General features: G+C 52.2%; 9 protein-coding genes and 2 riboswitches. Of the genes, 3 read left to right on the top strand and 6 right to left on the bottom strand.

What is annotated here, in order from left to right; genetic code table 11:
- The first annotated feature begins 331 nt into the window (after window positions 1-331).
- The 3 genes from HMPREF9453_RS11045 to HMPREF9453_RS05365 all read left to right on the top strand — a co-directional run bounded on the left by HMPREF9453_RS11045 (window position 332) and on the right by HMPREF9453_RS05365 (window position 3,539).
- Window positions 332-1,045, top strand: coding sequence for a BUD32 family EKC/KEOPS complex subunit (locus tag HMPREF9453_RS11045; RefSeq protein ID WP_008859547.1), 714 nt, complete (start codon window positions 332-334; stop codon window positions 1,043-1,045).
- Between the two features lie 159 nt (window positions 1,046-1,204).
- Window positions 1,205-2,080, top strand: coding sequence for a hypothetical protein (locus tag HMPREF9453_RS05370; protein WP_008859546.1), 876 nt, complete (start codon window positions 1,205-1,207; stop codon window positions 2,078-2,080).
- Window positions 2,081-2,174: 94 nt separating this feature from the next.
- The gene (locus HMPREF9453_RS05365; protein WP_008859545.1) at window positions 2,175-3,539 is read left to right on the top strand and encodes a threonine/serine exporter family protein; all 1,365 of its coding nucleotides are present in this window, start codon (window positions 2,175-2,177) and stop codon (window positions 3,537-3,539) included.
- A gap of 952 nt (window positions 3,540-4,491) precedes the next feature.
- Here HMPREF9453_RS05365 and HMPREF9453_RS05360 read toward each other — a convergent pair.
- From HMPREF9453_RS05360 to HMPREF9453_RS05335, 6 genes are all read right to left on the bottom strand, one after another.
- Window positions 4,492-5,943 (bottom strand): alanine/glycine:cation symporter family protein, encoded by a 1,452-nt coding sequence (locus tag HMPREF9453_RS05360; RefSeq protein WP_008859544.1) that lies wholly within the window; start codon window positions 5,941-5,943, stop codon window positions 4,492-4,494.
- Window positions 5,944-6,075: 132 nt separating this feature from the next.
- Window positions 6,076-6,177, bottom strand: a riboswitch (glycine riboswitch).
- Window positions 6,178-6,611: 434 nt separating this feature from the next.
- Complete coding sequence (locus tag HMPREF9453_RS05355; RefSeq protein WP_040379961.1) at window positions 6,612-8,021, bottom strand: alanine/glycine:cation symporter family protein; 1,410 nt, start codon at window positions 8,019-8,021, stop codon at window positions 6,612-6,614.
- Between the two features lie 127 nt (window positions 8,022-8,148).
- A riboswitch (glycine riboswitch) is annotated at window positions 8,149-8,241 on the bottom strand.
- A 452-nt stretch (window positions 8,242-8,693) separates the two neighbouring features.
- On the bottom strand, window positions 8,694-9,476 hold the full coding sequence (locus tag HMPREF9453_RS05350; protein WP_008859541.1) for a ZIP family metal transporter: 783 nt from the start codon (window positions 9,474-9,476) through the stop codon (window positions 8,694-8,696).
- A gap of 785 nt (window positions 9,477-10,261) precedes the next feature.
- The gene (locus tag HMPREF9453_RS05345) at window positions 10,262-11,467 is read right to left on the bottom strand and encodes an SGNH/GDSL hydrolase family protein (RefSeq protein WP_008859540.1); all 1,206 of its coding nucleotides are present in this window, start codon (window positions 11,465-11,467) and stop codon (window positions 10,262-10,264) included.
- Between the two features lie 386 nt (window positions 11,468-11,853).
- The gene (locus tag HMPREF9453_RS05340; RefSeq protein ID WP_008859539.1) at window positions 11,854-13,203 is read right to left on the bottom strand and encodes an SGNH/GDSL hydrolase family protein; all 1,350 of its coding nucleotides are present in this window, start codon (window positions 13,201-13,203) and stop codon (window positions 11,854-11,856) included.
- Window positions 13,200-14,339, bottom strand: a complete 1,140-nt coding sequence (locus HMPREF9453_RS05335; protein WP_008859538.1) for a tetratricopeptide repeat protein — start codon at window positions 14,337-14,339, stop codon at window positions 13,200-13,202. The genes HMPREF9453_RS05340 and HMPREF9453_RS05335 overlap by 4 nt, the downstream gene beginning before the upstream one ends.
- Window positions 14,340-14,443: the final 104 nt, after the last annotated feature.

Below are 14,443 nucleotides of genomic sequence, written 5' to 3'. Positions count from 1 at the left end.
AGGTTTTATCATAAGAGGGCGCCTTCTATAAATGTAAGGCGCCCACAACAACCCTCAGCGGCAGAGCCGCTGTCAAACTTAAGAACCCTCGGGGCGATAGCCCCGTCAAACTTTAGAACCCTCGGGGCGATAGCCCCGTCAAACTTTAGAACCTTCAAGCCCGTCAGGGCTTGTCCATAAGGCGTGTCAACCTTCGGGAATACTGGAAAGCACCGCCCCAACCCCGACCTCGACCTAAGTTATTCCTTACAAAATCTTTTCATTTCTGTTACAATAAGCTAGCTAAATGATTCATATTCTTATACTTATATAAGGGAACGGAGGCATGCCTGTGGACGCAGGAAGGATACAGACCATGGCGGAGCAGCTGATCCGGGAGAATCCGAAGCGCCGGATACTGGATTTCACGCTGGAGGGGCAGAAGTACTGGATCAAGCGGAAGCTGGGAAACGGGCGGAACCAGCTGGTCAAGTATTCTGTAGAGAAGGAATTTTATTATGAAATCGCCCGCATGACCATTGCCGGCCGGTTTCATCCGGAGCTGGTGCCTCATATGGTATGCCTTACGCCGGACTACATGGTCACTTTGGACGGAGGCCCTACGCTGAAGAATGTGCTAGGCTCCAAACGGGAGGAGGCGGAAAAGGAAGGGATTCTGGAGGATACCGGCGCCGCCCTGGCTTCTCTTCATCATGCCGGCATCATCCACGGCCGTCCTGCTCTCCGGGATATCACCTATCTGGATGGAAAGCTCACGTTTCTGGACTGGGAGAATAGAATGTATGCCCGGGACCGGGAAACGCTGAAAGCCCTGGATTTCCTCCTGCTTCTCCAGGGCATCTGCCGGGAAAATTACAGGGAAGAGAGGTCTCGCGTTGCTGCCGTCATACGGGGGTATGAGGAAAACGGCGGCGCCTCTTCGGTGAAAAATGCCCGTCAGTTTCTGAAGCTCCACAGCATCATCGGCTCTCTGGTACACCTGCTGTCTCCTTTCCAGATGAAGGATATCGAATCGGTACGAAAAATATATGATTATTTAAAATAAAGGGTTCCTGTTCTCATGGCATTTCCTGTGATGAGGACAGGAATTTTTTCTACAGTTTTTCCCAAAAGCGCTCTTCCTCTTATCCCCGGAAATTCGCCTCTTGCCGCCGGAGCTCCACTTCTCTATACTTAAGGAAGTATGATAACAGGGGGAAGTCAGATGCTGTTTTTAGAACAGGAAAAAGAAAAGTTCATGGCCTGGTGTCATGATATTTCCATGAAAGAACTGGCGCTGTATTTCGTCAGCGCTCTTGGCCTGCTGCTTATAATATTCCTATATTATGATGCGCTGGGGATTACCGGCCTTTTTCAGTGGTACCGGTTTGGAAGAAATATGGGAGAGTGTTTCCTTCTGATTTTCTTGACGGAGCTTATGACCGGAAAAAATCTACTCCATCCTTTCTGGCGCATCGGGTACATTCCCTTCTTTTCCTGGGTCCTGGTATTTCCTTATGTGCTGATTCATGCGGTGAACGGCATGAAGGATCCCACATTTAACCACCTGAGTCCCTATTTCCTCACTGCCATCGGTACGCTGCTTCTGATTTTTTTCATGATGAATGTGATCTGCCGGGTCTATGTAGGGCGGAAGCTGGCTGCCTCTATCTGTCTTCTGGCAGTCTGTTTCTTTACTTTCAGTGCCTTCATATTTCTCATGCATTATGCCTTTATGCATATTATGATGTCTCCCCGGGAAATGTTTTTTGCCCTATACCAGCCGGTGCGCTGGTTTCACCGCATTGTGCTGCCTCATGTGGGCCTCTGGAATCTCCTTCTCATGGGCGCAGGCCTGGTGGCCTTTGTGGTTTTGTACTGGCAGTGGATTTACAACAGTGCCTATAACCTGTCTCCCCGCTGGAAGAAGCAGGGAAGGAAATCCTATTCCTGTATCCATCGCATCCTCCAGTTCCTGGTCTTCTTCGGCTGCCTCTGGCTCCTGATACGCTGGCTCAGCGAATGCTTCCCGCTCCATGATTACGAGCTGGCAAAGCAGTATAAGGAATATATCGATTTCATCCAGAATACAAGGCTCTGAGGGCGGCGGAGCCGCCGGGTTCCGCGCCCTTTTTTCGCATGCAGGGATACAGGCATCTCTTCCTTTTGCCTCAATTTATGAAAGAAGGCTTATATTGGAAAATATAGATAGAAATAACCTCACCATCCGGGATAAGATGAAGCTGATCCTGGACACGGGGCAGCTTTTGATGGAGAATGGCTCCGGCAGCAAGCGTATCGTCAGGGATATGCTGGAAACTGCCGCCTATCTTGGTATTTACTGGCAGGATGTGCAGATTCATCTGACCTACTCCACCATTATGATTAATGTGGATGACGGAAAAACCACGCATACCATGTTTCGAAAATGCTACCGCCACGGCATCAATATGACTGCCGTGCTCCAGGCCAGCCGGGCTTCCCGGAATGCCCTCTACCAGAATGCGCCTTATGACCGGTTTGTGACCCATCTGAACCATATCCAGGAGTCCAGCACCCGCCGCATTTATCCGGAATGGATGGTGATTCTGGCCATCGGGCTGGCCTCTTCTGCCTTCTGCCTCATTTTCGGCGGTCATGCGGTGGAAGCGCTCTATACCATGCTGGCAGCCATGGCCGGCGCCCTGGTGCGCTACCTCTGCAGCCGGGTGGAATTCAATGTGTATGTCACCATTGCAGCCTCCGCTTTTGCTGCTACAGTAACCGCCTATTTCACCATGTACCTGCCCGGTGCCATTTCCCCTTTCCTGCCCATTGTGGCCTGCGCCCTCACGTTGATACCAGGGGTGCCCCTCATTAATGCGGTAGACGATTTTCTAAACAATTACCTCACCTCCGGCATGACCCGCATTACCCATACCCTTCTCATCATGCTGGCCATGACCTTCGGCATTGCCGGTGCTGTGGGAATCACCGACGTACCCAGCTTCACCGACGTGAACATTGCACCGGAGAGCCTGTACCTGACCCAGGCACTGGCGGCTGCCATGGCGGCCCTGGGCTTTTCCATCATGTTCAATGTGCCCAGACGCTACATCCCCGCCGCCTGTCTGGGGGCCATTATCACCGTGGACGTGCGGGACGTATGCATGGTGCTCTTTCACACCGGCATGGCCAGCGCCTCCTTCTTCGGCGCCGCCGTGCTTTCCCTGCTCTATTTCAGTATTTCCAAATATTTCCACGCTCCCGTATTTGTAGTCACCATTCCTGCCATTATCCCTCTCATTCCCGGCGTACTGCTGTACCGCTTCCTCTTCGCCATTATCGACATTTCCCATATGAACTTGCTGGAGCTCATGATGGCCTTCCGGACCGGCGTGGAAGCCATGCTCATCCTTCTGGGCATATCCCTGGGCGCCACCCTGCCCGACGTGCTGGCCCACCAGTACATTGAAAGATCCAAGCGGAAAAAGCTGCAGAAGTTGCTGATGAAGCGGGATGGAAATCGGGAAATCCTGAAAAATGCGGCGGATCTGGACAAGGCCAGCGGGAGAGGGTGATGGGAGCGCTTTTGGACACACCTTCGGTGTGAGGGTTGACGGGCCTTTGGCCCGAGGGTTCTTAAGGTTCTTAAGTTTGACGGCCTTTCAGGCCGAGGGTTGTGGTATCGCCCTCTCGGGCGATGAGTATTATAAGCCGCCTGCGGCGGTCACGTCAGCATAGGGTATCTATTCTCTCCGCTTACCTCGTACACCCTTTCCCGCTACGCGGGACTTCCCCTCAAGGGGAAACGAGAGCGTTACGGATTTACCTTTCTGTGTCATATGGCATGATAAGCATTCTGCGGATTGGCTTGCTGCGCTCGCTTCCCCATCCGGCTTCACCGGACTTCTCCACGGGAAAGCGTGTCACACGATTCTCAGGTCGCTTTGCTCCCTTACGAATCGTGTTCCCTTGCCACCCCTGTTCAGGGGGCAGAATAAAACACTGCGAAACACTCTCTTCATAAATGGCTCTACAGTAAGCACGGGTTGTTGTGCCCCCGCTTGCGGGGGAAAGGTGGTGGCGTTAGCCACCAAAGGGGAAATCTCCATCGCCCGCCAGGGCGGTTTTCAAGGTTTTAATATATGATGGCGCCGAAGGTGCCGTACCTCCCCAGTGGAACGGTACTTCATACCTCCCGAGGGCGGGGCCCTCAACCCGCCTGTAAGGCGAAGCCGATCACAGGCAGAACCCTGACAGCCCAGGGCCGAAAGGCCCGGCGGCTGGTTCAACCCTCACGCCCGTAAGGGCGTGTCAACCTTCGGGAATACAGCTTCCCACCAATTCTTCACAAAAACCCATGGTTTCCCTGACGCCGCAAGTTTTATAAAAAACAAAAAAATCCCCTATCCTGCCGGAATTCAGAGGAGCAGGATAGGGGTTGTTTCTCACTTCCGAAGAAGTGAGGGGGGACAACGATATGGAAGATGAACCATTGTTCATCGCGTCCCTGCAGGGTGAAGGGTGGTCTCAGATATGAGCCTTTGCGCCTTCTTCTTTAGCAGCCAGTGCTGCTTTTTCAGCTCTTTCCTTAGCAAGTACGCCCTGGAAGCGGACGACTTCTTCTTTAATGACAGGAGAGAGAACGAGCAGGGAAATGAGGTTTGGAATTGCCATGAGTGCGTTGGCAATATCGGAGAGGTTCCATACCAGATCCAGGGTCTGGGTAGCACCTACGTAAACAACCAGGGAGAATACAACTCTGTAAATCATATTGAATTTATGGGTTCCGAAGAGGTATTCCCATGCTTTTTCGCCGTGGTATTCCCAGCCAAGGATAGTGGAGAAGGCGAAGAGGATGATACCAATAGCTACGATGTAGGTTCCGATGACGCCGATATTGGTAGAGAAGGCTGCCATGGTGAGGGCAATGCCTTTCAGAGGAGCGCCGCTGGCATCGGTGGTGCCCAGGACGCCGGAGGAGGCAATGGTAAGACCAGTAATGGTGCAGACAACGATGGTATCCCAGAAGGTACCGGTCATGTTGATGTAGCCCTGACGGACGGGATCATCGGTGGTGGCAGCAGCAGCGGTGATGGCTGCAGAGCCCAGGCCGGCTTCATTGGAGAAGCAGCCTCTGGCCACACCGTAACGCATGGAGTTCATCACAGTGACGGTAATGGTGCCAAGGACGCCGCCGCCGATAGCCTGCGGATTGAAGGCCATCATGAAGATCAGATAGAGGCCGTGAGGTACGTTCTGGATATTAATAAGAATGCAGATAACGCCTGCGATGATGTAGAACACAGCCATACCGGGAACAACGACAGAGGAAACTTTGGAAATTGTCTTGATACCGCCTACGATGATGATGAGAGACAGGATGGTCAGAACCACGCCGCAGACTTCCAGCGGAATGCCGAAGACTGTCTGCACAGCTCCGGAAATGGAGTTTGCCTGGGTCATGTTGCCGATACCGAAAGAAGCGATGACAGAGAAGAGTGCGAAGAGGAAACCGAGGGTGCGGCCGGCCATTTTATTTTTGAAGCCGTTTTTCATGGTGAACATGGGGCCGCCCTTCATTTCACCTTTGGCATTCACTTCACGGTATTTAATAGCCAGCATGCATTCGGAAAATTTGGTGGTGAGGCCGAAGCATGCGGAAATCCACATCCATACCAGGGCGCCGGGGCCGCCGGAGAACATGGCGGTGGCAACGCCTACGATATTGCCGGTGCCGATGGTGGCAGCCAGGGCAGTCATTAATGCGGAGAATGGAGAAACATCGCCTTTGCCTCGTTTGGTGGTGCGGGCTTCTTTAGAAAGGACGCTGTGGATTGCATAGGGCAGATTCCGCCAGGTCTGAAATTTCAATAAACAGGTGAGGTACACGCCGGTACCGACAAGGAGCACCAGCATTACCGGGCCCCAGACTATGCCGTCAATGGTATTGACGAGCGAGTTGATTGCAGCCATGTCCATAATAATATCCCCCTTACATTTGACCCGTTTTTCTGAGAAAAAAACAACCGCCGCACTCAGGCTGCTGGTGAAAAAAGTCTGAGGCTGGCGGTTATATGTATGTATGCATCCATGCATAGCGGGAGTTACCCGGCTGCCAGCCCTGTCCTTTTGCCTGAGAGATTCGGGATTTACGGGTGAAATCCCTTTACACCTTCGGCGCCCAATCGAATGGGACTCTCCAGAGTTGTGTCCGTACACAGTTTCGTGTTCTTCTGAACGCCTGATAGTATTACTCCTTCGGCAGAGGGGCTTTGAACCTCTCATTTTTCAGTGTACATCATCCACCATATTTTGCTGTTTGGCTTCTTCGGGACCAGATCTGAATTCCCCCTACCAAAGCCTGCCGTGCATTACGGCATATATTCACAGGCATTGCCTGATCCTATACATACATTAAGGATATTGATCTTATGGAACCATTTTTAGAAAAGCAGGGCCTCCACTTCGGGAAATATTTCCAGGGATACTTCCCGAAGCCCGGCACTCCCTGATGAATCAGTTTAGGAGGGCTTATCCACCAGGGTGCCCTTTGCCGGATGGGGTGTCATATTAATCCCGGCGGAAGGAAAATGGGAAAACCTTTCCGTCTGGAAATAATATGTAATATCAGTGCCCGATTGAAAGGCTCAGTCTTCCGCATTGGCGGAAATTTTGGCCTTTACTTCCTTGCTGGGGTCCTGGTCTACGTATTCTTCGTAGTCCTTGCCTGTCTTCAGGTGGTCGAAATACTTGGCAGTTTCTCTTACCACCACGCCGGACAGGGCCAACAGGGCAATCAGGTTAGGAATAGCCATGAGTCCATTGACAATATCTGCCAGAACCCAGATGGCTTCAAGTTTCAAAAATGCGCCGCTCGCAACCAGTGCGATAAAGATGATACGGTAAGGAAGAACTCCTTTGGTACCAGCCAGGTAAATCATGCAGCGTTCGCCGTAGTAGTTCCATCCAAGGATGGTGGTGAAAGCGAAGAGTACCAGGCCGATCATGAGCATGTAGCCGCCAAAAGCGGGGAATGCATCTTTGAATGCGGCATTGGTCAGGGCTGCACCGTTCAGGCCGTTCAGCCATTCACCGGAAACGACGATGGTAAGACCGGTCAGTGTGCAGATGATAATGGTATCAATGAAGGTACCGGTCATAGAAATAAGTCCCTGTTCGGCAGGCCATTTGGTTTTAGCAGCGGCTGCTACGATAGGAGCAGAGCCCAGGCCAGATTCATTGGAGAATACGCCTCTGGCGATACCATTTCTCATAGCCATGATCATGGTAGAACCAAGGAAACCGCCAGCTGCTGCACTGCCTGTAAATGCGTTGGAAATAATAGTTTCCACAGCGCCAGGAATCTTATCAGCGAAGAAAATCAATACACCAATGGTTGAAATGAAGTAAATCACTGCCATAGCCGGAACGATTTTGGAAGCGGCTGCGGCGATGGACTGGAGTCCGCCAAGAGTAATGGCTGCTACCAGAACCGTGAGAATCACGGCTGTCCACATGGGATCCAATCCGATAGTCATCCGGGTGATATCCACAATGGAATTCACCTGAGCAAAAGTACCGATTCCGAAATAGGCTACCAGAACGCCGAAGATGGCGAAGAGGGTGCCCAGCCACTTGTACTTCTCGCCCATACCGTTTTTAATGTAGAACATAGGGCCGCCGGCGATTTCACCTTTGGCATCTACTTCGCGGTACTTGACGGCCAGAAGACCTTCTGCATACTTGGTAGCCATTCCGAAGAATGCGGCAAGCCACATCCAGAAAATGGCGCCCGGGCCGCCGGCTGCGATGGCTGTTGCCACGCCTACAATGTTGCCGGTACCTACTGTGGCAGAAAGGGCTGTGCAGAGAGCCTTGAAAGAATCAATATCACCACTGCCTGCATTCTGTGCTTTGAAAATCAGCTTCAGTGCCTTCGGTAATTTGAATACCTGCAGCAGCTTCAGTCTGATGGTGAGCAGGATACCGGTTCCTACAAGAAGAACCAGCAGCGGCGGCCCCCAGATAAAACTATCCAGCGAATTCAACACATTCATGTAATTCAAATCCATTTTAACAACGCCCTCCAGATCATAAGATAGATACAAAAAAGCCGGCTTTCCATGAAAAATAAAACTCTGGAAGCCGGCATTGTCTACCTTAAAGCGGAACACATAGTGTGACGCTGCTTTCTCTGTCCTTTTGCCTGAGAGATTGGGATGCTGCCATCCTTACACCTTCGGCGCTCTTTAATCGAGACTCTCCAGAGTGTGTCCGCATACGGTACTCATCTTTTCAGATACCTGAGAGTGTCACTCCTTCGGTAAGCCTTACGGCTTTCTCCCATATGTTTCATCCACCTGTATGAATTTGATGTTTGCATTATAGGTCCCCTTGTAAAATTTTGCAAGAGGTTTTTTCGCATTTAATCATTTTCTAATTTGTAGGGACACACCTTCGGTGTGAGGGTTGACGGGGCTTCGCCCCGAAGGTTCTTAAGGTTATTAAGTTTGACGGGGCCTTTGGCCCCGAGGGTTGTGGTGGCGGCTTCGCCGCAAGTTTTAAAGATTTCATACAAACTGGCGCCTTCTATCAATTAAAAGGCGCCATACTACAACCCTCAGCGGCAAAGCCGCTGTCAAACTTAAGAACCCTCGGGACGATAGCCCCGTCAAACTTTAGAACCCTCACGCCCATAAGGGCGTGTCCATAAGCAGGCCTGCTCTCCCCTATCCCAGGGCCACATCCAATGTCATCATCACCATGAAGCCCAGGGCGAAGGTGAGGACACCTATATCGGAATGCTCTCCTTCCGACATTTCAGGAATCAGCTCTTCCACCACCACATACATCATGGCGCCTGCCGCAAAGGAAAGAAGATAGGGCATAAGAGGCACCACCAGTGACGTGAGGAGAATGGTGAGCATACCGCCTACTGGTTCCACCGCCCCTGACAGCATACCGCCGACGAAGGATTTCATCTTTCCCATACCAGCGCCCCGAAGAGGCATGGAAATAATGGCCCCTTCCGGGAAATTCTGAATGGCAATGCCGATGGAAAGAGCCATGGCTGATGCATAGGTAATATCCCCGTGGCCTGACAGGAAGCCTGCCAGCACCACCCCCACGGCCATACCTTCCGGAATATTATGGAGCGTCACTGCCAGTACCAGCATAGTGGTGCGGGCCAGATGACTCCTGGGCCCTTCTGCCCTTTCCGCCCCCATATGAAGATGGGGAATGATGTGATCCAGGAAAAGCAGAAAAAGAATGCCTCCGCCAAATCCAATCACTGCAGGCAGAAAAGCCAGCTTCCCCCAGTCCGACGATTCCTCAATGGCCGGAATGAGAAGACTCCAGATGGAGGCTGCCACCATGACGCCGGAAGCAAAACCTGTGAGCCCCCGCTGCACGCCGCGATGCATTTCTCCCCGCATAAAAAACACACAGGCCGCCCCCAGAGAGGTGCCCAGAAAGGGGATAAAGAGTCCCCAGAAAATATCCATATTCATTATGTTCTCCTTTAAATAAAATTTTGAATTAACTTATCCTAACAATAGGCTAACTGAGAGTATTTGTCAATATGGTTTCTTTGAGGTTTCCTGTCCGGCTTAGTTCACATGGCGTTTCTTACCCACAGGAAACTTTTCGACAGAAAACTTTCCATTCACTACATATTCACAGATTGTGAATAACTCTGTTGTGAATCTCTGTGACTAACTTTGTCGATAAAATCGGTAATTCAGAACTTTTTTCCTGTGAATTTCTACAGGAATTCACAGAGTTTTGAACAAAATGTGGATAACTTAAAAGGGCCGCTTCGCGGCCTTTGGACACGCCTGCGGTGTGAGGGTTCTTAAGATGGACCGGCCTGCGGCCGGAGGGTTCTTAAGTTTGACGGCCCTTCGGGCCGAGGGTTGTGGTATCGCCCTACGGGCGATGAGTTTTATATGCCGCCTATCGGCGGCAGTAAAAACCGTACAACCGGGCTACGCCCGTTGGAAATGCACCCCTTTTGGTGCTGCGCACCACCTTCCCCCCGGTGGGGGGACTTTACTCTCCACTTACCTTCCCGCCTGGCAAGGTCATTCTGAGTCGCAGGCGAAGAATCTCGGTACCTGACGATAGTGACTCATGTGTTATTAAATGCCGGTCGGCGGGAAGTCTGATGTCTGACGTCTGAAGTCTCCCGGCATTCGGGAATACAGCCCGGCGGTAAGCAGACAGCGGAAAACTGTTCACTGTCTCACTAGCTCACTAGTACACTAGTACACTAATACACCAGCTCACTAGTCCATTATTTCACAAATTCCCCTATATGCCGGTTAATCATATCTGCCATCCTCTTTTTGGCTTCCACGTCGCCGTGGAGGCCGTCCAGAGCCAGGTGTTCCGGCATCAGGTTATCGTAGAGGAAGGCCGCTGCCGTGTCGATATGGGGCTGGGTGCGGATGAATGCATTAACCTTTCGGAAGGCTTCTTCCCAGCCTTCTGCTGTCGGTTCGTGAAAGACTTTATCTATGCTGGACGGATTGATGGGCGGCAGGGTGAGAAGGATGGGCACAATGCCATGGTCTCTGCACTTCTGCTGGATTTCCTGCAAATCACGAATGACCTCTTCCGCCGGCACGCCGCCGCGGAGGCTGTTGCTGCCGCCCAAAATGAGGAGGTATTTCAGATGAAAGGGAAGGACGTCCCGGTCGAAGCGCTCCACCATGTCATGGCTCGTATTTCCTGAATCCCCCAGATTGATGGTGTCAAAGTCCAGATAGTGGCCATAGCTGTATTCCAAGTCATTGGGGCCATAGGACATGCGGCCGCCGCCATGGGTAATGCTGTCGCCAAAGAGGCCGATGGTATAGCCTTCCGTAGAAAACTGCCGCTTCTGGGGAAGGCTCCACTGGCCCACCGGATTTCCTTCCTCATCCTTTCCCCGCACCCGCCAGTACCAGGTGCCGAATCGGGGAGTGTCGTCGTAGAAATCGGTATAAAGGAAATCTCCGCCGCCTATATGGTACATGGAAGGGGCAGTGCCTTCCGTATTTTCAGGATAGGCAGACAGGACTTCGATTTCATAGGAGGAAGCTCCGGGATTTCCTATGTAGGAATAGACAGGATAGAGCAGAGCCCCTCCCCTTTCTCCGCTTCTGTCCGGCCGGGGAAGGGGCGCGTTTCTGGAAACAGGAGTCACCGAGCTTTCCAAGGGCCGGGAGCTGCTTTCCGCTCCTATGGGGTACCCGTCAAAATCAAGGGGCTTTTCCTGCCAGTACAGCTCCTGCAGGTCTTTGAACTGCCCGTTTTCAGGAAGAAGCATATCGCTCATATAGGCGGTGGTTTTCCAGGTGCCTGCCATTTTTCCTTGATCCTGGCGGCTGAAGGTGACATCATACTTCACGGCATCATAGTCGGGCTTCCAGGACAAATGAAGCAGCCCCTCTGCAGACACGGTGCCTGCGGCAAGAAGAGCTGCCAGTACAGTAGAAATGATGATTTTTGAATTCATTGTTTATCTCCATTGTTTCACGTGAAACAAATGGGGCCGCTCCGCGGCCCTTGGACACGCCTGCGGCGTGAGAGTTGACGGGACTTCGTCCCGAGGGTTCTTAAGGTTCTTAGGTTTGACGGCCCTTCGGGCCGAGGGTTGTGGTGGCGGCTTCGCCGCAAGTTTTAAAGATTTCATACAAACTGGCGCCTTCTATCAATTAAAAGGCGCCATACTACAACCCTCAGCGGCAGAGCCGCTGTCAAACTTTAGAACCCTCGGGGCAATAGCCCCGTCAAACTTTAGAACCCTCAAGCCCCAAAGGGGCTTGTCCATAAGGCGTATCAACCTTCGGGAATACTGGAAAGCACCGCCCAGGTCCCGATCCCGACCGCGCCACAGGCTCACTATTTCATAAACTCTCCCATGTGCCTGTTGATTTCTCCAGCTATCATCTGCTTGGCGTTCCAGTCTCCGTGGATGCCGTCCATGGCCAGTTCTCCCGGCATGACGGGGTAGTCTGCAAAGGGAGCGGCCGTATCTATATGGGGCTGGGTGCGGATCCAGCTGTTCACGGTGTCCACCGATTCCTTCCAGCCGCTGTAGGTGACGTCGCCGTAGTATTTCTGTATGTTTTCCGGGTTGATGGGAACGATGGTGAGAAGAATGGGCACAATATGGTGTTCTATGCATTTTTTCCGGATGGCTTCCAGATGACCGATGACTTTCTGGGGGTCTGCACCCATGCGAAGATCATTGATGCCGCCCATGATGAGAAGGTATTTCACATGGAAAGGCAGTACGTCCCGGTCAAAGCGGTCTTCCATCATTTCCGTGGTGTCGCCGCTTCTGCCCATATTGACAGCCGGAAAGTCCAGGTAGGTCACATAGCTGTAGGCCATATCGGCCGGACTGTGGTACAGGTGGCCGCCGCCCTGGGTAATGCTGTCGCCGAAAATGCCCACTTCGAAATGCTCTTCCGGATTGGTGCGCACTTTTTCCGGAAGGCTCCAGATGCCCAGGGGATTTCCATTTTCATCCATGCCTCTGACCCGCCAGTAGAAGGTGCCAATGCGCGGATTATCATCATATACGTTGGACAGGCTGGTTTCTTTGGAAAATACCCTGTATTTCGAAGGTCCTGTGCCGTCCCTGTTTTCCGGATACTGGTCCGTCACTTCCACTTCATATTTCACAGCGCCCGGATTTCCTGCATAGGAATAGACGGGATAAAGAAGGGTGGAGCCGTTCCCCGGACGGTACACATGGGGATAGGGGGCGTTCCTGATGATGGGCTTCATGGTGCTTCTTACTTCCATGGGCGAGGAAAAAGGTCCCATGCCTTCCCAGTTGGCGTCAATGGGCCGCACCCGCCAGTAGAGGGGCGCTTCTCCCGGCGGGAAGGTGGACAGGTCCACCAGAACCTGGTTCGTATAAATGCGCTGGTTATCGTACAGATGTTTTTCCACCGGGCTGTTCCGGTCCAGGTTCTCCGGCAGTCCCCGGAAAATTTCCACTTCGTAGCGCACTGATTCCGGATCTTCCTGCCAGGTAAGAAGGATGAGCTTTTCCTGGGGTCCCGTCTTTTCTTCTATCTGGGAAGGAAGGGCCCCTTCTTCCCTGCCCGCAGCCAGGGCACTCTGGAGGAGCTGGTCTTCTATAGATCCATCCTGTGCTGAAACAGGAAGGGAAAAGGACAGGGCCAGAAGGGCAGCTGCTATGATTTTCGAAGAATTTTTACCAATCAGGGATTTCATGATTTCATTCCTTTAATTTCGTTATAGAGATACTGCAGGGCCTGTTCTGCTTCCCGGCTTCCCAGGGAGGCCGCTTTTTCCAGCCACTGCACAGCGGCCAGACTGTTTACCTCTGTACCATAGCCGTACTGATAGCAGGCGGCCAGCCAGCCCATGGCTTCCGGAAATCCCCGGTCTGCGGCCTCTTTGAAAAGGGCAAAGGCTTTATCATCATGTCCATCTTCATGATACATGACTCCCAGCTGGGTGGTGGAGGAGTCCATGCCGGCATCGGAGGCTCTGCCATACCATTCTTTGGCCAGGCGCCGGTCTTTTTTCGTGCCATTGCCATAGTAGTAGCAGTTGGCCAGATTGCCCATGGCAGTAGGCTCTCCCCCTTCGGCCGCCTTCTTCGTATACCGGAAGCCTTCTTTTTTGCTCCCCCCTTTTTCATCAAAGAGATAGAGCATGCCCAGGGCGGTGCCTGCCTTCAGGTGGCCTTTGGAAAAGGCTTTCTTAAAGAGGCGAATGCCTTCCTTTTCATCCTTCGGCATACCGTCGCCCAGGTAATAGAAATAGGCCAGGCGGTTCATACTGTCCGGATAGCCGGCTTCCATGGATTTCCGATAGCAGGAAATGGCTTTTTTATCGTCAATATAGGGTTTCAGGAGAGGATTGTTATCCTTCACATGGCGGTCATGGAACTGGCCCAGGTCATTCCAGGCTTTCCAGTACCCCTGCAGGGCAGCTGCTTCCAACAGATGAAGGCCCGTATGTACCTCTTCGGCTGTTTCCCCATGCACCACGCTGAGGCAGCCCAGGGCTTCCAGGGCAAATACATCGCTTTCCTTTTTAGCAGCGTCTATCCACTTTTCTTTAGCATCCATAATTTCATGGAATTCCTCATGGCTCAACAGGTCGTAGTGGAGCATGCAGAAAACGCCGCAGAGCCCATCATTGGCCCGGGCGCCTTCAAGCGCTTTTCGTATGGCTTCTTTGGGGTCCGGAGAAACCACATCCAGAGGATACTGCTCATAAAGCGCCAGAAAATAAAGGGCCCGGCTCTGTCCTTCCCCTGCCAGCTTCTGGAAGAGAGGGTATGCTTCTTTTACTTTATAGGACTGAAATAATTTTTCGGCATTTTCTAATTCCGTCATTGTGATTCCTCGTTTCTTGTGGATATATTGACACGCCTGCGGCGTGAGGGTTGACGGGACTTCGTCCCGATGGTTCTAAAGGTTCTTAAGTTTGACGGCCCTTC

The organism is Dialister succinatiphilus YIT 11850 (genome assembly GCF_000242435.1).
GTDB lineage: Bacteria > Bacillota > Negativicutes > Veillonellales > Dialisteraceae > Dialister > Dialister succinatiphilus.
The sequence above is the reverse complement of the archived record's forward strand: the minus strand, read 5'-3'. Positions and strand labels throughout refer to the sequence as shown.

Bases quoted from the DNA above. Each gene is read 5' to 3' on its own strand.
- HMPREF9453_RS05335 (WP_008859538.1), bottom strand. From the start codon at position 14,339: ATGACGGAATTAGAAAATGCCGAAAAATTATTTCAGTCCTATAAAGTA.
- HMPREF9453_RS05370 (WP_008859546.1), top strand. From the start codon at position 1,205: ATGCTGTTTTTAGAACAGGAAAAAGAAAAGTTCATGGCCTGGTGTCAT.
- HMPREF9453_RS05345 (WP_008859540.1), bottom strand. From the start codon at position 11,467: ATGAATTCAAAAATCATCATTTCTACTGTACTGGCAGCTCTTCTTGCC.
- HMPREF9453_RS05350 (WP_008859541.1), bottom strand. From the start codon at position 9,476: ATGAATATGGATATTTTCTGGGGACTCTTTATCCCCTTTCTGGGCACC.
- HMPREF9453_RS05355 (WP_040379961.1), bottom strand. From the start codon at position 8,021: ATGAATGTGTTGAATTCGCTGGATAGTTTTATCTGGGGGCCGCCGCTG.
- HMPREF9453_RS05340 (WP_008859539.1), bottom strand. From the start codon at position 13,203: ATGAAATCCCTGATTGGTAAAAATTCTTCGAAAATCATAGCAGCTGCC.
- HMPREF9453_RS05360 (WP_008859544.1), bottom strand. From the start codon at position 5,943: ATGGACATGGCTGCAATCAACTCGCTCGTCAATACCATTGACGGCATA.